Here is an 18,610-nt window from a genome sequence, read left to right as displayed (position 1 = left end):
TGGATCGATCAGTAAAGCGTCTTGGCAAGCGTCTCGGCGGCGCGGTCGAGGTCGTGGACCTCGCTTCGTCCGACCACCGCATAGGCGACATCGCCGATCTGGAAATAGGCCGACGAAATGTCGCCCGAGGGCGCTATCGCCGGCTTGACGACGTCGAAGGTTCCGGGCCGGATCGCAAACAGCGACACCAGCCCCATGTCTTTCGTCTCGACCGCCATCTCGACGCTCGGCCCAAAGCGCGACGGATAGATCTGCACGTCGCGCACCCTCCAATCCGTCGGCAGCGACGGCATGACGATGGCAGTGGCGGCGCGGATTTCGCCGGCGTTGTAATTGGGCGTTTCCGCCTGCGATGGCATGCTCTCGCGCACCAGCGTCGTCCTGTGGGCCTGCACCGCCTCGTCGACATAGGCGGGCGGCTGCGGCGAGGCGACGACCTTGGTCACCGACATCGGCCCGATGATGCCGTTTGCCAGCCAGCCGGCGGCGACGAAGCCGGCGACCGCCGCCGCGCGCTGCAACACGCCGAAGAGCCGGCCGCGGGCAAGCCCCCTCTCCAGCCGCCGCGCGGCATCGGCGGTCGCGGGGCGCGCCATGCCCTTGGAGCCGGCAAGCGCCACGCGCAGTTCATCCCGGGTCCTGAGATCCGACATCACGCGCGCCGCCGCCTCCGGGCGAGCGGACAAGAATGCTTCGACCTCGATGCGGCGGGTGACGTCGACCTGGTCGTCGACATAGGCGTCGAGGTCGACATCGGTCACGGGATCGACAGTTGCGGTCATGACGGGCCTCCAACGATCCTGAGGTGGTTTTTTGCCTTCGCGGGCTCCTCCATCTCGCGCAGTGCCGCGCGCGCCCTGCCGATGCGTGACATCAGCGTGCCGAGCGGCACGCCGCTGGCATCGGCGGCCTGTTGATAGGAGAGGCCTTCGATGGCGACGAGGTGCAGCGCTGAACGCTGTTCTTCCGGCAGGCTGAAGAAAGCCTCGCGCACCTGCGCCAGGCGCACCGAATGTTCCTGTGGTGCCGGCGTGCTGCCGTCGGCCAGGTATCCAGCCTGTTCGACGCGCGACGCTTCGGACTTGCGGGACCGCATCTTGTCGATGAAGGTGTTGTGGACGATCGACAGCAGCCACGCGCGCAGGTTTCCGCCGGAGCGGAACGTGCTGCGCCGCTCATAGGCGCGCACCAGCGCGTCATGGACAAGATCCTCGGCGTCGGTGCTGTCGCGCGTCAGCGAGCGCGCATAGCGACGCAGCGAACCGAGCTGTCCTATGATGTCAAAGCGTGGCACCGGCGGTTTCATGTCCTGTTTACGGAGCATGTAGGGATTTTAATCCCTGCCCTGCCAATTTTTTCCCTTTGAGGACATCGTTCGCCTCTACCCTCGCCTCGCAGCATCGAGGGGCTATCCCTGGAACCGCATGATGAAGCCGAGAATACAAGCTCCCGGAATCGTTGTGCGGGTGATTTCCATCGGTGCATCGATGGCAGGCATGGCGGCAGTGAGCCCAATGTGGCGACTGGAATGCAGTAGATCGTGCCTACTTCACACGCCTCTTCTCCAGCTTCCGCGCCAGAGTCCGGCGGTGCATGCCCAGCCGTCGTGCCGTCTCCGAAATGTTGAAGTCGGCCTCCACTAACGTCTCGTGGATGCGCTCCCATTCGAGGTTCTTTATCGAGGTTGGTCGCTCGGCGAGCGGCACCGAAGCATTGCCTTCGACCTGGCCGAAAGCCGCTTCAATGTCGTCTGTATTGGCGGGTTTGGCGAGATACTGGCAGGCGCCGAGCTTGATCGCCTCGACAGCGGTGGCGATGCTTGCAAAGCCGGTCAACACGACGATCCGCATTTCAGGATCGTGCTCGTGCAGCGCCCTGACGCATTCCAGGCCCGAGCCGCTGGCAAGCTTGAGATCGACGACGGCATATTGGAAGGCAACGGTGCCGATCAGCGCATGCACGCCGTCGACGCTCCGGCAGCTATGTGTTTCGTAATCACGCCGTTCGAAAGACCGGCGCAGTGCGTTGGCAAAGGCGATGTCGTCCTCGACGATCAACAGCGTGCGTTTAGTCGGCATTGTGCCCTCGCGCAGACAGAGCAGCCAGTGGCAGATGCAACGTAACCGAAGCTCCCCCCTCGGTTCTATTTCTTACGGTGACGGTACCCCCCAGCTTGCGGATGACATTGACGACCAGAAACAGGCCGAGCCCACTACCTGGCCGGTTTTTGGTCGACGTGTAGGGCTTGCCGAATTCTGCAAGCATGGCTTCTTCAAATCCTGGTCCCGAGTCGACGACTTCGACGATGAGATCGTCCGCGTGGCGGCTGACGATCAACCCGACCCATAGAGGCGACGCTTCAAGTGCGTTGTCCAGTACATTGAACATCACCTGTTTGAGCGCGGGATCGGAGACGATCTCCTGGTTGGCGCCGAAACGCCTGGTGTATTCGAAACCTTGCGGCAGCCGTGTCGATTTCCATTCGGTCACCAGCTCCGCCAGGAAGGCGTCGACGGAGGTGCGAACCGTGCCTTCGCCGCGCAATTCGCCCGACGACATCAGGATTCCCGAAACGATCTTCTTGCAACGGTCCAACTGGCCCTGCATCTCCCGGATTTCCTGCGCCAAATCCGGATCTGCCTCGAGAGCCGGCATGCGCTGCCAGTCGTTGAGGATGACGGAAAGCGTGGCCAGCGGCGTGCCGAGCTCATGCGCGGCACCGGAGGCGAGCAGGCCCATCCTGACGATGTGAGCCTCCTCCGCCGACTGCTGGCGCAAATCCGCAAGATGGGCGTCGCGGGTGCGAATGTTGTTCTGGACCCTGGTGATGAACAGCACCAGAAGCGTTGCCGCCAGGACGAAACAGATGAACATGCCCTGGATGTGCAGGCTGAACAGCCCGGCACCGTGTGCGGCGGGCAGACTGATCTCACGGTAGAAGGTGGTCAGCGCAATGAAGCACGTGCTTGCAATGAGGACAAGGGCCCAGACCGACCATGTCTCCAGCAGCACCGCGCCCAGGATGACCTGGAGCAGGTAAAGCGAAATGAAGGGATTGGACGCGCCGCCGCTCAGGTAAAGCTGGACCGTCAACGCGGTGACGTCGAGCAGCAGCCCAAGAAACAGCTCGGTGTTGGTGATCGCGTCCTGGCTGCTGTGCCGGCGCAGGCTGGCGACATTGAGAGCGATCAGCAGCAGGATCACCACCGCCATCGGCACCAGCGGCAGGCCGATGCCAAGCGCGTAGCGGACGAACAGGATCGTCACGATCTGACCACCGACCGCGATCCAGCGCAGTTGGATCAGAAGCAGGAAATTCTGTTTGTTGGTCTTGTCGTGCAGAGTCATTGGGCCGGGAGGTCCCCAGCCCTGGCCAAGCAGGTCACTCAAGCGGGCGTCCGATCCAGGCGCTGGTTGAGCCTCAGCGCAAGCAACGTGCATAGCGCTCCCGACAACAGATAGGCGCCTGATGAGATCAGCCCGAAATGGGCGGACAGGAACAGGGCGACTATGGGGGCGAAGCCCGCCCCGAACAGCCAGGCGAGATCCGAGGTCAGCGCCGCCCCTGTATAGCGGTAGGTCTTTGAAAAGTTCGAGGCGAGTGCTCCTGAAGACTGGCCGAACGACAGGCCGAGCAGGACGAAGCCCAAGACCATGAAGACGGACTCTCCGACGAAGCCGCCATCGAGCAGCTGTGGCGCGAAACCGCTGAACACGGCAATGGCCACCGCCGAGCCTCCGAGCAAGGGCCAGCGCCCAACCCGGTCGGCGACGAAGCCCGAGATCGCGATTGCCGCCAGGCCGAAGAAAGCTCCGATCGTCTCGATGACGAGGAACCGTGCCGGTCCCTCGCGCGTGAACAGGAAAATCCAGGACAGAGGAAACACCGTCACCATGTGGAACAGGGCGAAGCTCGCCAGCGGCGCGAAGGCGCCGAGCACGACAGTGCGCCCTTCGGCGCGCAACGTCTCGCGGACGGAAGTCGGCTCCAGTTCCTGGCCTTCGAACAGTTTGGTGTATTCCGGCGTCACCACGATGCGCAGCCGTGCGAACAGGGCGACGACATTGATGGCGAAGGCGACGAAGAACGGGTAGCGCCAGCCCCAGCTGAAGAAGTCTTCGGCCGACAGGTTGCCGACGAAATATGCAAACAGGGCGCTGGCAACGATGAGCCCGAGTGGTGCGCCCAGCTGCGGGATCATCGCATACCAGCCGCGGCGCTTTTCGGGCGCATTCAACGCCAGCAGCGAGGCAAGTCCGTCCCATGTCCCGCCCAGCGCCAGTCCCTGACCGATCCGGAACATGGCCAGCAGCCAGGCCGAAGCCTGGCCGATCTGGTCGTAACCGGGCACGAAGGCGATCGACACGGTCGAGGTCCCCAGCAGGAACAGCGCGATGGTGAGCTTGGCGCTGCGTCCGTAGGCACGGTCGAGCGCCGTGAAGATCGCCGTCCCGATCGGCCGCGCGATGAAGGCAAGCGCGAAGATGGCGAAGGAGTAGAGCGTGCCGGTCAACGGGTCGGCATAAGGAAATACGAGCTTCGGAAAAACGATGACGGAAGCGATCGCGTAGACGAAGAAGTCGAAGAATTCCGACGTCCTGCCTATGATGACGCCGACGGCGATTTCGCCGGGCTTCACCTCATGATGCCGCGCGTTGATCCGTCTTGCGTCGGCTTCGATCTTCGAAGTTGGGCTCACAGCATTCTCCGTCGCCCCGCCGCGGTCTCATACGATCGCTTGCCATGTGCGCGGGCCAGGTGCTTTGATGACGCCTGCCGCGTCATTGCGGCATTGGACAAATTGTCCAATGCCTTCATTGCCGCGGTACGGCTAGCACTGGGGGGAACAACCGACAGGTCATACATTGAGCCGTCTCCGTACCCTTTTCCTGCTGCCCCTGCTGGCATCGCTCGGCTCCTGCAGCATGGTCGTCATGAACCCTGCCGGCGACGTCGCCGCGCAGCAGCGCGACCTGCTGATGGTGTCCACGGCACTGATGCTGATCGTCATCATACCGGTGATGGCTCTCAGCATATTCTTTGCCTGGCGATACCGCCAGTCCAACCGCGAGGCGCGCTACGAGCCGGATTGGGACCACTCGACCCATCTCGAACTCGTCATTTGGGCGGTGCCGCTTCTGATCATAATCTGCCTGGGCGCAGTGACCTGGATGGGCACCCATCTGCTCGACCCCTATCGTCCGATCGGACGTGTAGCGGCCGGCAAGCCGCTGCCGCCGGACGTGCGTCCGCTTGAGGTCGAAGTCGTCGCGCTCGACTGGAAATGGCTGTTCATCTATCCGGAGTACGGCGTCGCCATGGTCAACGAACTGGCTGCGCCGGTCGACCGGCCGATCAGCTTTCGCATCACCTCCGCATCGGTGATGAACTCCTTCTACATTCCAGCACTGGCCGGCCAGATCTATGCAATGCCGGGTATGGAAACCAGGCTGCACGCCGTCATAAACAAGTCCGGCGACTATGAAGGGTTCTCCGCCAACTACAGCGGCGCCGGCTTCTCGGGAATGCGCTTCGCGTTCCACGGCCTGGACGATGCCGGTTTCCAGGCATGGATCGCGAAGGCAAAGGACGGCGGCGGCAAGCTCGACCGAAACGGCTATCTGGAGCTCGAACAGCCCAGCGAGAACCAACCCGTGCGCCACTATGCGGCGGTGGATGCCGATCTCTACAAGGCGATCCTCAACATGTGCGTCGAGCCCGGCAAGATGTGCATGAGCGAGATGTCGCAGATCGATGCCAAGGGCGGTCTGGGAATGGCCGGCATCCGCAACACCCTGCCGCTGCTGTATGACAAGTTCGCCCGGCGCGGCACGATATTCGGCCCTGCCCCATCCTATGTCGCCAGCATATGCACAACCGAAGAAGCACTGGCGGCTTCGAAGGCCGATCAATCCGTCACGCCGATGACCTCGACGCCGATCGTCGGCGCTGGTCTGCAACGGCCACTGCCCCTGTCGATCCGACTGCCGTCACCTTCCGCAACCGGCACGCTTCGGTCGCCCTTCAACTCCTGAGGCGCCACGCAAGACATGTTCGACAATCCTGCTTTTCTCAAGGCGATCTTCGGCCGGCTTACGCTCGAGTCGCTGCCGCTGCACGAACCCATCGTGGTCGCGACCTTCATGGTCGTCGCGCTGGGCGGCGTGGCACTCGTCGGCGCGCTGACCTATTTCAAGCTCTGGGGCTATCTGTGGCGCGAATGGTTCACCAGCGTCGACCACAAGCGCATCGGCGTGATGTACATGGTGCTCGGCATCGTCATGCTGCTGCGCGGCTTCAGTGACGCCATCATGATGCGGCTCCAGCAGGCGATGGCCTTCGGCGGTTCGGAAGGCTATCTCAATTCGCATCACTACGACCAGATCTTCACCGCGCACGGCGTGATCATGATCTTCTTCGTGGCGATGCCGCTGGTGACGGGCCTGATGAATTTCGTCGTCCCGCTGCAGATCGGCGCCCGCGACGTGTCGTTTCCGTTCCTCAACAATTTCAGCTTCTGGATGACGGTCGGCGGCGCGGTCATCGTCATGATGTCGCTGTTCGTCGGCGAATTCGCCCGCACCGGCTGGCTTGCCTATCCGCCGTTGTCGGGGATCGGCTACAGTCCCGATGTCGGTGTCGATTATTATATCTGGGCCCTGCAAGTGGCGGGCGTCGGCACGCTGCTGTCGGGCGTGAACCTGGTCTGCACCATCGTCAAGATGCGCGCGCCTGGCATGACCATGATGAGAATGCCGATCTTCACCTGGACCGCGCTTTGCACCAATGTGCTCATCGTCGCCGCCTTCCCGGTGCTGACGGCGGTGCTGGCCCTGCTGGCTCTCGACCGCTATGTCGGCACCAACTTCTTCACGAACGACTTCGGCGGCAATCCGATGATGTACGTGAACCTGATCTGGATCTGGGGCCACCCCGAGGTCTACATCCTGATCCTGCCGGCCTTCGGCATATTTTCGGAAGTGACCTCGGCCTTCTGCGGCAAGCGGCTCTTCGGCTACACGTCGATGGTCTACGCGACAGTCGTCATCACCATCCTGTCCTATCTGGTCTGGCTGCATCACTTCTTCACCATGGGATCGGGAGCGAGCGTCAACTCGTTCTTCGGCATCACAACGATGATCATTTCGATCCCGACAGGCGCCAAGATATTCAACTGGCTGTTCACCATGTACCGCGGCCGCATCCGCTTCGAACTGCCGATGATGTGGACGGTCGCCTTCATGCTGACCTTCACTGTCGGCGGCATGACCGGCGTGCTGCTCGCGGTTCCGCCAGCCGACTTCGTGCTCCACAACAGCCTGTTCCTGGTCGCGCATTTCCACAACGTCATCATCGGCGGCGTGCTGTTCGGCCTGTTTGCCGGCATCAGCTACTGGTTCCCCAAGGCATTCGGCTTCCGGCTCGATCCGTTCTGGGGAAAGATGTCGTTCTGGTTCTGGGTGGTCGGCTTCTGGTTCGCCTTCATGCCGCTCTACATCCTCGGCTTGATGGGCGTAACGCGCCGGCTGCGCACCTTTGAGGATCCCTCGCTGCAGATCTGGTTCATTATCGCCGCCTTCGGCGCCTTCCTGATCCTGCTTGGTATCCTGTCCTTCCTCATCCAGATCTTCGTCAGCGTGCGGCGGCGCGAGCAGCTTCGCGACGATACCGGTGATCCCTGGGACGGGCGCACCCTCGAATGGGCAACCTCGTCGCCGCCCCCGGCCTACAATTTCGCCTTCACGCCGGTCGTCCACGATCTCGACGCCTGGGCGGACATGAAGAATCGCGGCTACCAGCGTCCGTTGACGGGCTTCCGCGACATCCACATGCCGCGCAACACCGGAGCCGGCGTCGTCCTGGCCGGGTTGAGCGTGGTGCTTGCCGTGGCGCTCATCTGGTACATTTGGTGGCTGGCGATCGTCAGCTTCGTCGCCCTGATCGGCTACGCCATCGCGCATACCTTCAACTACGACCGGGACTTCCACATTCCGTCCAGTGACGTCACCCGCGTCGAGGACGAGCGGACACGCCTGCTCGCAGCCACCAGCCAGGCGGGATAAGCACCATGGCACACGCCGACACGGTGATCGACGACACGATCTTCCACCTGGAAGATGACCACGGCCATGCCGAGAGCGGCAGCAGCACCATGCTCGGCTTCTGGATCTATCTGATGAGCGACTGCCTCATCTTCGCGATGCTGTTCGCGGTCTATGGCGTGCTCGGTGGCAACTACGCGGCCGGACCCGCGCCGAAGGACCTGTTCGATCTTCCGCTGGTCGCGCTGAACACCACCATGCTGCTCCTGTCCTCCATCACTTACGGCTTCGCGATGCTGGAGATGGCGAAGGGACGGGCGAAACCCATGCAGGTGTGGCTGGTGATCACTGGCCTGTTCGGCCTCGCCTTTCTCAGCATCGAACTCTACGAATTCGCCCATTTCATCCACGAGGGGGCGACGCCGCAGCGCAGCGGCTTCCTGTCGTCGTTCTTCACGCTGGTCGGAACGCACGGCCTGCACGTCACCTTCGGCCTGGTCTGGCTGGTGGTGCTGATGGTGCAGGTCTCCAGGCACGGGCTGATCGCCGCGAACCAGCGGCGCCTGATGTGCCTGAGCATGTTCTGGCACTTCCTTGACGTCATCTGGATCGGCGTCTTTACCTTCGTTTATCTGATGGGAATGTTGCGATGAGCGCCGGCCACCACACAGACACCAGCGACCAGAGCCACGCGCGTCACGGCGTCGATCACGGCTCTCTGCGCGGCTATCTGACAGGCTTCGGCCTGTCCGTCGTGCTGACCGCCATTCCCTTCTGGCTGGTCATGACCAACGCACTCGGCAATCAGATGGCTTCGGCGATTGCCATCATGGCCTTCGCCGTCGTGCAAATCATCGTCCACATGGTGTTCTTTCTGCATATGAACACCAGGTCGGAGAGCGGCTGGACCATGATGGCCCTGATCTTCACCCTCATCCTGGTGGTGATCGCGCTGACGGGCTCGCTCTGGGTCATGTACCATCTGAACGCCAACATGATGCCCGGCCATGACATGAGTCAGATACCCTGAGAGAGGGACCTGGCTTTGGATGAACAGGCGCGGACGACACCGCATTCGACTACAGGCGACGGCCAAAGGGTTACGCGTTCACCATGGACGCTGTTGGTGCTTTGCCTTTGCGGTGCCATCGGCGTCGCAGGGTTCTCGGCGCTTGGTGTCTGGCAGCTGGAGCGCCGCGTCTGGAAACTCGACCTGATCGAGCGTGTCGACCAGCGTCTCAAGGCGGTACCTGTGGCCGCCCCGGCGCCTTCGGCCTGGCCAGAGATCAACGCCAGGGATGACGAGTATCGCCAGCTTGCCGTCACGGGCCGGTTTCTCGGTGATCGCGAGACCCTGGTCCAGGCGGTCACCGATCGCGGCGGTGGTTTCTGGGTAATGGCGCCGTTCCGAGCGGATGATGGCTTCACGATTCTGGTGAACAGGGGCTTCGTGCCGACGGACAAGCGCGATCCGGCAACCCGCCTCGCAGGCAAGCCCTCGGGCGATCACACCGGAATTCGCGGCCTGCTGCGCCTGACCGAACCGAAGGGCGGCTTCCTGCGCAACAACGATCCGGCCGCCAACCGCTGGTATTCGCGCGATGTGCAGGCAATCGCCACGACGCAAGGCCTCGGGCAGGTCGCTCCTTATTTCATCGATGCCGATGCCGCGCCCAATCCGGGAGGGTGGCCGGTCGGCGGCCTGACGGTCGTTTCGTTCCACAACAACCATCTGGCCTATGCCCTGACATGGTTCGGGCTGGCCTTGATGGTGCTGGGCGCGGTCGTCTATCTGTTGCGGCAGACTGGGAAACACGGCGGGGGCTGACCGCTGGCCGAGGCAAAGCTGAAAGGAGCAGGCAGGGCAGGCTTCCCGGCACCCCCGCCTCGGGCTGGAGCACCTAGCTAAAACCGCTGGCGAAACGCGACCGATTTGCGTATCACTCCGCCGCGCCAATGGAACCATTTTCGATGTTTGAAGCCCTGCAGCCCGCCCCCGCCGACAAGATCCTGGCCCTGATCGGCCTTTATCGAGCCGATCCGCGTCCAGACAAGGTCGATCTCGGTGTCGGCGTCTACAAGGATCGCGACGGCAAGACGCCGGTCATGCGCGCCGTGCGCGAAGCGGAAAAGCGCCTGCTGCAGGGTCAGGACACCAAGACCTATCTCGGCCTTGCCGGCGATACCGGCTTCAACACGGTAATGGCCAAGCTCGCCTTCGGTCCGGGCGCCGACATGACGCGCATCCGCGCCGCACAAGCGCCCGGCGGCTCCGGCGCACTGCGGCTGGTGGCGGAACTGCTGAAGCGGACACGCTCGGATGCAACCATCTGGCTGTCGGACCCGACCTGGCCGAACCATATGCCGGTGATGCGCGCCGCCGGCCTGCAGATCCGTGAATACCCCTATTTCGACGCCGACTCGGGCGCTGTTCGCTTCGACGACATGCTGGCAGCGCTGCGGACCGCAAAGAGCGGCGACGTCGTGTTGCTGCATGGCTGCTGCCACAACCCGACCGGCGCCAATCTGGATCCGGCCCAGTGGGCTGCCGTTTCCGATCTGGTCGTCGAGCGCGAGCTGCTGCCGTTTGTCGACATCGCCTATCAGGGCTTTGGCGATGGGCTTGAGGCCGATGCGCTCGGCTTGCGCCTGCTGACGGCAAAAGTTCCGGAAATGGTCGTCGCCTCGAGCTGCTCGAAGAATTTCGCTGTCTACCGCGACCGCGTCGGCGCGGCGATGATCCTGGCCAGGGACGGCGCACAGGCGGATGTGGCGATGAGCCAGATGCTGTCGGCGGCGCGCGCCATGTATTCGATGCCGCCGGACCATGGTGCGGCGGCCGTGCGCATCGTGCTCGAAGATGCCGCCTTGCGCGCCGACTGGGAAGCCGAGCTCGAAGAGATGCGCCTGCGCATGCTCAGGCTACGCGTGCAGTTCGCCGAGGCACTGCGCCGGCAGTCCAATTCCGATCGCTTCGACTTCGTCGCCAGCCATCGCGGCATGTTCTCCCGCCTTGGCCTCACGGAAGCGCAGGTCGAACGGCTGCGTGCCGAGCACGGCATCTATATGGTCGGCGACAGCCGCATCAACGTCGCCGGCCTGCCCGAAGACGGCATGGACGAGCTCGCCAAGGCGATCGTTTCTGTGCTCGACTGACGTGGCTCGCCTGTGGACAAGGCACTCTCGCCGGCTGACAGCGTTGGCCGCGCGGCCGGCCGCGCGATAGCATCAGCCCTATGACACCATCGAAAGACATTTCGCGCCTGATCGAGATCATGGCGGCGCTACGGGCGCCGAAGACCGGCTGCCCCTGGGACATCGAACAGGATTTCTCGACCATCGCGCCCTATACGATCGAGGAAGCCTATGAGGTGGCGGATGCCATCGCGCGCGGCGATCTCGACGATCTGCGCGACGAACTCGGCGACCTGCTGCTGCAGGTCGTCTATCATGCCCAGATGGGCGAGGAGGCCGGTGAATTCTCGTTCCCTGACGTGGTGCAAGCCATCACGACGAAGATGATCCGTCGCCACCCACATGTCTTCGGCGACGAAAAAGCCCGTAGCGCCGGCATGGCCAAGGGCATGTGGGAAAAGATCAAGGCCGAAGAGAAGGCGGAGAAGCGAAGCGCTCGTCTCGCCCGCGGTCTCGATCCCGAAGACAATGGCAAGGGGTTTCTGGACAGCGTTCCGGTCGCCCTGCCCGCGCTGACCCGGGCGCTGAAACTTCAGGAGAAGGCCGCCCGCGTCGGCTTCGACTGGAGCGAGGCAGCGCCCATCCTCGACAAGATCGAGGAAGAGATCGGCGAATTGCGCGAGGCCCTGGCCAAGGGCGACACCGCCTCGATCAAGGATGAGTTCGGCGACATGCTGTTTGCCGTCGTCAACCTCGGCCGTCACCTCAAGCTCGATTCCGAAGCAGCGCTGAGCGGCACCAACGAAAAATTCCGCTCGCGCTTCCACTATGTCGAACAGGCCCTGGAAAAATCCGGCAGCACGCTGGAAAAGGCTGATCTGGCCGAGATGGAAGCGCTCTGGCAGGAAGCAAAAAGCGCGAAATAACCCGCACTAACCGTTGTTTTTACGACGCAATCTGCTTTCGATCTCTTCGCGCGCGCTTTGCGTGGCCTTGAGCGAGATGGTGGCGCTGCCGTCATCATTGTCGCTTCGCGAAACGACATCGCCATTGCGGTAAAGCCAGTCGACAAGGCCGAACTGGGCCGGCTCAATCGTCACGGTGAGGTCTTCGAGTTCGCCCGCCATCCGTGTTTCGATGATCGCCTTCAGCGCATCAATGCCCTCGCCGGTCACCGCCGACACCGCAATCGGCGGCGCCTTGTTGGCATCGGCGCCGTCGGCAAGCAGCCGGGTCCGGTTGCCTTCGTCGAGCCGGTCGATCTTGTTCCACACTTCTATCACGCGCTTGGCGTCGCCGGCGTCGACACCGAGGTCGGCCAGGATGCGCTCGACATCTTCCGCTTGTGCAGCAGTGTCCGGATCGGAAATGTCGCGCAGATGAAGCACGAGATCGGCCTCGACCACCTCTTCCAGGGTGGCGCGGAAAGCCGCGATCAGATGCGTCGGCAGGTCCGAAATGAAGCCGACCGTATCGGAGAGGATGATCGGCGTGCCATGTGGGAGGCGCACGCGGCGCAGCGTCGGGTCGAGCGTGGCGAACAGCATGTCCTGCGCCAGCACATCCGCCCCGGTCAGCCGGTTGAACAGCGTCGACTTGCCGGCGTTGGTGTAGCCGACGATCGCCACCACCGGGAACGGCACCTTCCTGCGCTTGGCGCGGTGCAGGTCGCGCGTGCGCCGCACCGTTTCCAGCTCCTGCTTCAGCTTGATGATCTTTTCCTGCAACTGCCGCCGGTCGGATTCGATCTGCGTTTCGCCGGGGCCCCCGAGGAAGCCGGCGCCGCCGCGCTGGCGCTCCAGATGGGTCCAGCTGCGCACGAGGCGGCCCTTCTGGTAGTTGAGATGGGCGAGTTCGACCTGCAGCGTGCCTTCCTTGGTGCGCGCGCGCTCGCCGAAGATCTCGAGAATCAGCCCGGTGCGGTCCAGCACCTTGGAGTTCAGCTCTTTTTCGAGATTGCGCTGCTGCACCGGGGTCAGCGGATGGTCGACGACGACCACTTCCGCATGTCCCTCTTTGACGATTTCCGCGAACTCCGCAACCTTGCCGCTGCCGAGCAGCGTCGCCGGGCGCGGATCGTTGACGGTCACCACCGCAGTGTGGATCAGATCCAGGTTGATGGCGCGGGCAAGGCCGACGGCCTCGTCGTGGCGAGCATCAGCCGAACGCATCAGCCGAGGACGGTTGGTCTCGTCGTCGTTGCGCTGGTGGCGGGTAAGGACGGGCACAATGACAACAGCCCGGGTCGGGCCCTTGGCTTCCGTCCCGGGATGATGCGTTGGTTTCCCGCGAACGGTGGCGTCCGCGTCTTTCTCACGTGCCAATCAGGCGCCCTGGCTTTCCTCGCCATCGAACATCTGAACCGGCTGGCTCGGCATGATCGTGGAAATGGCGTGCTTGTAGACGAGCTGGGAGTGACCGTCACGGCGCAGCAGGACACAGAAATTGTCGAACGAAGTGACCACGCCGGTCAGCTTGACGCCGTTGATAAGGAAGATGGTGAGCGGGTTCTTGCTCTTGCGAACTGAATTCAGGAACAGGTCCTGAAGGTTTTGCGATCGTTCCGCCATTGTTCTTGTCTTTCGCCGATCCCCTTCGGTTTGCAAGCCAATGCGCCAAATTAACGGGCGCATGTCAAGCTCGCAAACACCGTCTTGTCGTCAGTAACGACAAGCAGAACGAGATATATTGATGTTCATTCCACCTGTGCGGTTATCAGGCTGGACTTTTTTCCGCAATGTCAAAAAAGGCCTGCCGCAAGGAAAGTGTTATTGAGCCGGGGTGCCCATTGGCGACCGTATCGCCGTCGATAGCCACCACCGGCATGGCGAGTGTCGTTGCGGAGCTGATGAACGCCTCGCGTGCCGCCTTGGCCTCGGCGACGGAAAAGCCGCGCTCCTCGATCTTCAGGCCGAGCTTGGCCGCCACTTCGAACATGGTCGTGCGGGTGATGCCGCGCAGGATGCCGTGCTCGGCCGGCCTGGTGACCAGGACGCCGTCCCGAGTGACGATCCAGGCATTGGACGAGCCGCCTTCTTTTACGTTGCCTTCGGCGTCGACGAACCAGGCTTCCTGCGCACCGGCCTCCTTTGCCTTCTGCTTGGCCAATACATTGGGCAGCAGCCCGACGGTCTTGATGTCGACGCGGTCCCAGCGGTTCTCCGGCACGGTGATGACCGCGATGCCGGTCTCGGCTCGCTTTGCTCCGGCTGCGGGGTCGGCCTTCCTGGCGGTCACCACCAGGGCCGGCTTGGTGTTGGCGGAAGGGAAGACAAAGTCGCGGCTGGCGACGCCGCGCGTCACCTGGACATAGACCAGGCCGTTGGCGACATGGTTGCGGTTGACCACCTCGCGCAGGATAAGCGGCAGCACGTGAGAGGTGACTGGCCAGGCGATCGACAATTCGGTCAGCGAGCGGTTCAGCCGCGCCAGATGGCGCGGCATGTCTACGATGAAGCCACGCGCCACCTCGCAGACCTCATAAACACCGTCGGCGAACTGATAGCCGCGATCCTCGATATGCACGGCAGCGTCCGCGTGAGCGACGTAGCGCCCGTTGACATAAGCAATGCGCGGCATGGGCAACCCCTGAAGAAATTATCGGGCTTTTCTTATGCGATTCCGCCGTTGCCGTAACCGGCAAATGCTTGGCCCAGCGCGGCGGCTGGATATGTCGCGCTCACACGCCCAGCGACTTCAGCTTGCGATGCAGAGCGGAGCGTTCCATGCCGATGAACTCGGCGGTCTTCGAGATGTTGCCGCCGAAACGGTTGATCTGGGCGATCAGGTAGTCCTTCTCGAACTGCTCACGCGCTTCGCGCAACGGCAGCGCCATGATGTGCTGGTCGGATTGATTCGGCGTGCGTGGCATGACATCGCCGATCTCGGCCGGCAACAGGTCCGCGGTGATCGGCGCGTCGACGTCGTCGCCGCGCGCCAGGATCATCAGGCGCTCGACATTGTTGCGCAGCTGACGAACGTTGCCCGGCCAGTTGTGCGCCTGCAGCACGGCCAGCGCGTCGTCGCCGATGCGGCGCGGCTTGATGCCGGCCTGGCGGGCGATCTGCTTCATGAAATTGTCGACGAGGTAGGGAATATCCTCGCGCCGCTCGGCCAATCCCGGCACGATGACCGGAACCACCGCGAGGCGATGGTAAAGATCCTCGCGGAAACGCCCGTCGGCAATCATCGCCTCGAGGTTCTGCGAGGTCGAGGAGATGATGCGGACATCGACCTTGACCCGCTTGGTTCCCCCTACCCGCTCGAACTGCTGCTCGACCAGCACGCGCAGGATCTTGTTCTGCGTCTCGCGCGGCATGTCGGCCACCTCGTCGATGTAGAGGATACCGCGATGGGCCTCCTCCAGCGCGCCGACCTTGCGCTCGACGCCATTCGATTCGGTACCGAACAGCTCGATTTCCATGCGCTCGGGCGTGATGTTGGCGGCGCTCAGCGTCACGAAAGGTGCGCTCTTGCGCGCCGACAGCGTGTGGATGGCGCGCGCGGCCAGTTCCTTGCCCGAGCCAGACGGTCCGATGATCATCACGCGGCTGTTGGTCGGCGCGACGCGTTCGATGGTCTGGCGCAACTGGCTCATCGCCGACGACATGCCGATCAGATCGAAGGTTTCGCCGCTGCGCAGCTTGAGGTCGGAAACCTCGCGCCGCAATTTCGAGGTCTCCAGCGCACGCTCGGCAATAAGGATCAGCCTGTCGGCCTTGAACGGCTTTTCGATGAAGTCATAGGCGCCGCGCCGGATGGCGGAGACCGCCGTTTCGATGTTGCCGTGGCCGGAAATCATCACCACCGGCAAGGTCGGATGCATGGTCTTGATCTCGTCGAGCAGCGCCAGCCCGTCCAAGCGCGAGCCCTGCAGCCAGATATCGAGGAAAATCAGCCGCGGCGCGCGATCAGCTATAGCAGCGAGCGCACTGTCGGCATCGAATGCCGTGCGGGTTTCGTGACCTTCGTCGCTCAGTATGCCCGCGACGAGTTCACGGATGTCTTCCTCGTCATCGACGATGAGAATATCAGACGCCATTACCGACCTTTTCAGTTTCTCTTTCGTTTTCCGCCCTGCTTTCGCCGCGCGGAGCCGTTGCGGCCGCAGGCGGCAGGATGATGCTGATCATCGCGCCGCGCCCATCGTGGAAGTCCGCTGGAGCATCGTGTAGTTCCAGCCTGCCGCCATGGTCCTCCACGATCTTCTTGACGATAGCGAGGCCAAGTCCGGTGCCCTTCTCGCGTGTGGTCATGTAGGGCTCGAGCAGCCGTTGGCGATTCTCGCGCGGCAGGCCTTTGCCATTGTCGATGACGTCGATTCGAATCGCACCATTCTGGCGCCCGGCTTGAATCCGGATTATGCCGTGCGAACCGTCCTTCTGTTCCAATCCGTCGATCGCCTCGGCGGCGTTCTTGATCACATTGCCGAAAGCCTGCGCCATCAGGCGGCTGTCGAAAGTGCCCTTGAGCGGCTCCGTGCCGAATATCCGCTCGAAGGTGATGTCGGCGCGGCTGACCTCGACCAGGAACGAGGCCTCACGCAGCGATTCGCGCAGATCTATCGCCTTCATCTCAGGCTTTGGCATGCGCGCGAACGCCGAGAATTCGTCCACCATACGGCCGATATCCTCAACCTGACGGATGATGGTGTCGGTGCATTGGTCGAAAACCTCGCGGTCCTCGGTAATCACCTTGCCGTAACGGCGCTTGATACGTTCGGCCGAGAGCTGGATCGGCGTCAGCGGGTTCTTGATCTCGTGGGCGATACGCCGCGCCACATCCGCCCAGGCCGACGAGCGCTGCGCCTGAACCAGGTCGGTGATGTCGTCGACCGTCACGACATAGGATTTTTCCTCCGAGCCGTCGTCGCCGGCCTCGATGGTGATCTGCACGTTGAAGGTCCGCTCGGCACCGGCGCGGTAAAAGGTCACCTGCTCGCGATAGACGGGTTTGCCGGACTTGCGACCGATCTCGAAGACGCGGCCGACATGCGGCAGCACGGCGGAAAGATTCTGCCCAAGGGCTGCGCTGGCCGAAATCGCCAGCATCGCCTCGGCCGAGCGGTTGACGATGGTGACGATGCCGTAAGGGTCGACGCCGATGACGCCGGCGGTAACGCCGGCAAGCACGGCTTCCGAGAAGCGGCGCCGTTCGTCGATCAGGTCCTTGGCCGACAGGATCTCATTGCGCTGCGATTTCAGTTCGAGAAGCATCTTGTTGAAGGTATCGCCGAGCGAGGCGACATCGCCGTCCGAAGGCCTGACGGGAACCGCGACGTCGAGATTGCCGGTCGCCACCTCGTCGGCGGCGCCGATGAGCTGGCGAATAGGCCGCACCAGACGGTCGGCGACCGCAATGCCGGTCCAGATCGCGGACAGGATGATGATGAGCGTCAGCGACAGATAGGGCAGCGCGAAGGCCACCTGCGAGGTACGGCGGTTATCTTCCAGCCCCCGATATTCGTCGGTGTTGGACCTGACGATCTGCCTTGCCTTGATCACTTCGGGATCGACGAGCCGAATGGTGTAGAGGTAGAGTCCTTCGATCTCCCGCAGCTTGACGATGGCGCCCATGATGTTGCGCGTTTTCGGTTCGATCAGCACCGGCTTGCCGTCGGCAGCGCTGGCCACCGCGCCTTCCGGCGGCTCGGGCATGGCGAACTCCGTATCGGTCTTGGCGCTCATGACGAAAGAGCCGTCCGGCTTGATCAGCGCCGCATGGGCCAGCGAACGGCCCACGGCTTCCTTGTTCATCAAGTCGAGAAAGCCGGTACGATCAAGGCCGTAGAGCGTGCGCGACGCATCGAGATCATAGGCCATGGACAATGTCGTGCCCTGGAGGTTGCGGGCATTTTCCTGGACATAGGCGTCGGCGATCGAGAGGGATGAATTGACGATCGTCTTGGTGCGGATCTCGAACCAGCGGTCAAGGCCGATGTCGAGCGTGATCGAGGCAATGATGGCCACCATGATGGCGGGAATGGCGGCAACCAGGGCGAACATGGCGACAATGCGCACATGCAGCCGCGAAGCGGCCTTACCATGCCGGCGCGCCATCAGGATGCGGTGCACCTCACGCCCGACCAGCGCGATAAGAAACAGGACGAAAGCCGCGTTGAGGGCAATCAACGCCAGCGTCGTCGACTCGTTCGGTGTGATCGGCGTGGCGCCAACGAGGATGGTGAACGAGATCGCCGCCGTCATCAGCGCGCCGACGACCGCGATCACACCCGGCAGCGCAAGCAGCCGGCGCCCGTCACGAGCGCCGGGTTCGCTGAAAAGCGGTTGGTTTGTTGTCGGTGCCTGCGGAGCCATGTCGCCGTCTAGAGCCATGATTGCGTCGGATGTATGCAACGCATTGTGGCGATTATGCAACAAGTGTGACCGAGACGGAAATCTTTCGCGAGCCGATCCCCTGAAAAGAGCGCGGG

Annotated in this window: 17 protein-coding genes; 7 read left to right on the top strand and 10 right to left on the bottom strand. The window is 62.9% G+C overall.

Annotated features, from left to right (window positions below):
- Positions 1-8: 8 nt before the first annotated feature.
- The 5 genes from EJ079_RS23770 to EJ079_RS23750 all read right to left on the bottom strand — a co-directional run bounded on the left by EJ079_RS23770 (position 9) and on the right by EJ079_RS23750 (position 4,700).
- Complete coding sequence (locus tag EJ079_RS23770) at positions 9-782, bottom strand: anti-sigma factor (protein ID WP_127810334.1); 774 nt, start codon at positions 780-782, stop codon at positions 9-11.
- Positions 779-1,324 (bottom strand): sigma-70 family RNA polymerase sigma factor, encoded by a 546-nt coding sequence (locus EJ079_RS23765; RefSeq protein WP_127321069.1) that lies wholly within the window; start codon positions 1,322-1,324, stop codon positions 779-781. The genes EJ079_RS23770 and EJ079_RS23765 overlap by 4 nt, the downstream gene beginning before the upstream one ends.
- Before the next feature lie 220 nt (positions 1,325-1,544).
- Positions 1,545-2,078: a response regulator transcription factor gene (locus EJ079_RS23760; protein ID WP_127321068.1), complete on the bottom strand. Its 534-nt coding sequence runs from the start codon at positions 2,076-2,078 to the stop codon at positions 1,545-1,547.
- Positions 2,068-3,348, bottom strand: a complete 1,281-nt coding sequence (locus EJ079_RS23755) for an ATP-binding protein (RefSeq protein ID WP_164873842.1) — start codon at positions 3,346-3,348, stop codon at positions 2,068-2,070. Before EJ079_RS23755 ends, EJ079_RS23760 begins: the two co-directional genes overlap by 11 nt.
- 38 nt (positions 3,349-3,386) lie before the next feature.
- Positions 3,387-4,700, bottom strand: coding sequence for an MFS transporter (locus EJ079_RS23750; protein WP_127268838.1), 1,314 nt, complete (start codon positions 4,698-4,700; stop codon positions 3,387-3,389).
- Between the two features lie 166 nt (positions 4,701-4,866).
- On the opposite strand from EJ079_RS23750, the gene cyoA reads away from it, so the two are divergent.
- The 7 genes from cyoA (at position 4,867) to mazG (ending at position 12,104) form a co-directional block, all read left to right on the top strand.
- On the top strand, positions 4,867-6,036 hold the full coding sequence (cyoA, locus tag EJ079_RS23745; protein WP_127810332.1) for a ubiquinol oxidase subunit II: 1,170 nt from the start codon (positions 4,867-4,869) through the stop codon (positions 6,034-6,036).
- Positions 6,037-6,051: 15 nt separating this feature from the next.
- The gene (gene cyoB, locus EJ079_RS23740; protein ID WP_127810331.1) at positions 6,052-8,064 is read left to right on the top strand and encodes a cytochrome o ubiquinol oxidase subunit I; all 2,013 of its coding nucleotides are present in this window, start codon (positions 6,052-6,054) and stop codon (positions 8,062-8,064) included.
- A gap of 5 nt (positions 8,065-8,069) precedes the next feature.
- Positions 8,070-8,696, top strand: a complete 627-nt coding sequence (gene cyoC / locus EJ079_RS23735; protein WP_127810330.1) for a cytochrome o ubiquinol oxidase subunit III — start codon at positions 8,070-8,072, stop codon at positions 8,694-8,696.
- Positions 8,693-9,073 (top strand): cytochrome o ubiquinol oxidase subunit IV, encoded by a 381-nt coding sequence (gene cyoD, locus EJ079_RS23730; protein WP_127270910.1) that lies wholly within the window; start codon positions 8,693-8,695, stop codon positions 9,071-9,073. Before cyoC ends, cyoD begins: the two co-directional genes overlap by 4 nt.
- A 96-nt stretch (positions 9,074-9,169) precedes the next feature.
- Positions 9,170-9,871 (top strand): SURF1 family protein, encoded by a 702-nt coding sequence (locus tag EJ079_RS23725; RefSeq protein ID WP_127811392.1) that lies wholly within the window; start codon positions 9,170-9,172, stop codon positions 9,869-9,871.
- 143 nt (positions 9,872-10,014) lie between these two features.
- Complete coding sequence (locus EJ079_RS23720; protein WP_127810329.1) at positions 10,015-11,199, top strand: amino acid aminotransferase; 1,185 nt, start codon at positions 10,015-10,017, stop codon at positions 11,197-11,199.
- 80 nt (positions 11,200-11,279) lie between these two features.
- On the top strand, positions 11,280-12,104 hold the full coding sequence (gene mazG, locus EJ079_RS23715) for a nucleoside triphosphate pyrophosphohydrolase (protein ID WP_127810328.1): 825 nt from the start codon (positions 11,280-11,282) through the stop codon (positions 12,102-12,104).
- A gap of 6 nt (positions 12,105-12,110) precedes the next feature.
- Here the strand turns inward: mazG and hflX are convergent, their stop codons facing one another.
- From hflX to EJ079_RS23690, 5 genes are all read right to left on the bottom strand, one after another.
- On the bottom strand, positions 12,111-13,502 hold the full coding sequence (gene hflX / locus EJ079_RS23710) for a GTPase HflX (RefSeq protein ID WP_127810327.1): 1,392 nt from the start codon (positions 13,500-13,502) through the stop codon (positions 12,111-12,113).
- On the bottom strand, positions 13,503-13,748 hold the full coding sequence (hfq, locus tag EJ079_RS23705; RefSeq protein WP_006202172.1) for an RNA chaperone Hfq: 246 nt from the start codon (positions 13,746-13,748) through the stop codon (positions 13,503-13,505).
- A 145-nt stretch (positions 13,749-13,893) separates the two neighbouring features.
- On the bottom strand, positions 13,894-14,757 hold the full coding sequence (locus EJ079_RS23700) for a D-amino-acid transaminase (RefSeq protein WP_127810326.1): 864 nt from the start codon (positions 14,755-14,757) through the stop codon (positions 13,894-13,896).
- Positions 14,758-14,857: 100 nt separating this feature from the next.
- Positions 14,858-16,219 carry a sigma-54 dependent transcriptional regulator gene (locus EJ079_RS23695; protein WP_023812026.1) on the bottom strand — a complete coding sequence of 454 codons (1,362 nt, stop codon included), beginning with the start codon at positions 16,217-16,219 and terminating at the stop codon, positions 14,858-14,860.
- A complete protein-coding gene (locus EJ079_RS23690; RefSeq protein ID WP_164762666.1) occupies positions 16,209-18,494 on the bottom strand; it encodes a PAS domain-containing sensor histidine kinase in 2,286 nt (761 codons plus the stop codon). The genes EJ079_RS23695 and EJ079_RS23690 overlap by 11 nt, the downstream gene beginning before the upstream one ends.
- Positions 18,495-18,610 lie beyond the last annotated feature (116 nt).

The sequence above is a fragment of the Mesorhizobium sp. M7A.F.Ce.TU.012.03.2.1 genome, from assembly GCF_004006095.1.
Taxonomy (GTDB): Bacteria; Pseudomonadota; Alphaproteobacteria; order Rhizobiales; family Rhizobiaceae; genus Mesorhizobium.
Note: the sequence above shows the minus strand (reverse complement) of the source record. Positions and strands in the feature narration are given on the sequence as shown.

What these genes read in the sequence shown, in the direction of transcription:
- EJ079_RS23770 (WP_127810334.1), bottom strand. Translation starts at nt 782, where the DNA reads ATGACCGCAACTGTCGATCCCGTGACCGATGTCGACCTCGACGCCTAT.
- EJ079_RS23765 (WP_127321069.1), bottom strand. Translation starts at nt 1,324, where the DNA reads ATGCTCCGTAAACAGGACATGAAACCGCCGGTGCCACGCTTTGACATC.
- EJ079_RS23760 (WP_127321068.1), bottom strand. Translation starts at nt 2,078, where the DNA reads ATGCCGACTAAACGCACGCTGTTGATCGTCGAGGACGACATCGCCTTT.
- EJ079_RS23755 (WP_164873842.1), bottom strand. Translation starts at nt 3,348, where the DNA reads ATGACTCTGCACGACAAGACCAACAAACAGAATTTCCTGCTTCTGATC.
- cyoB (WP_127810331.1), top strand. Translation starts at nt 6,052, where the DNA reads ATGTTCGACAATCCTGCTTTTCTCAAGGCGATCTTCGGCCGGCTTACG.
- cyoC (WP_127810330.1), top strand. Translation starts at nt 8,070, where the DNA reads ATGGCACACGCCGACACGGTGATCGACGACACGATCTTCCACCTGGAA.
- cyoD (WP_127270910.1), top strand. Translation starts at nt 8,693, where the DNA reads ATGAGCGCCGGCCACCACACAGACACCAGCGACCAGAGCCACGCGCGT.
- EJ079_RS23720 (WP_127810329.1), top strand. Translation starts at nt 10,015, where the DNA reads ATGTTTGAAGCCCTGCAGCCCGCCCCCGCCGACAAGATCCTGGCCCTG.
- mazG (WP_127810328.1), top strand. Translation starts at nt 11,280, where the DNA reads ATGACACCATCGAAAGACATTTCGCGCCTGATCGAGATCATGGCGGCG.
- hfq (WP_006202172.1), bottom strand. Translation starts at nt 13,748, where the DNA reads ATGGCGGAACGATCGCAAAACCTTCAGGACCTGTTCCTGAATTCAGTT.
- EJ079_RS23700 (WP_127810326.1), bottom strand. Translation starts at nt 14,757, where the DNA reads ATGCCGCGCATTGCTTATGTCAACGGGCGCTACGTCGCTCACGCGGAC.
- EJ079_RS23695 (WP_023812026.1), bottom strand. Translation starts at nt 16,219, where the DNA reads ATGGCGTCTGATATTCTCATCGTCGATGACGAGGAAGACATCCGTGAA.
- EJ079_RS23690 (WP_164762666.1), bottom strand. Translation starts at nt 18,494, where the DNA reads ATGGCTCCGCAGGCACCGACAACAAACCAACCGCTTTTCAGCGAACCC.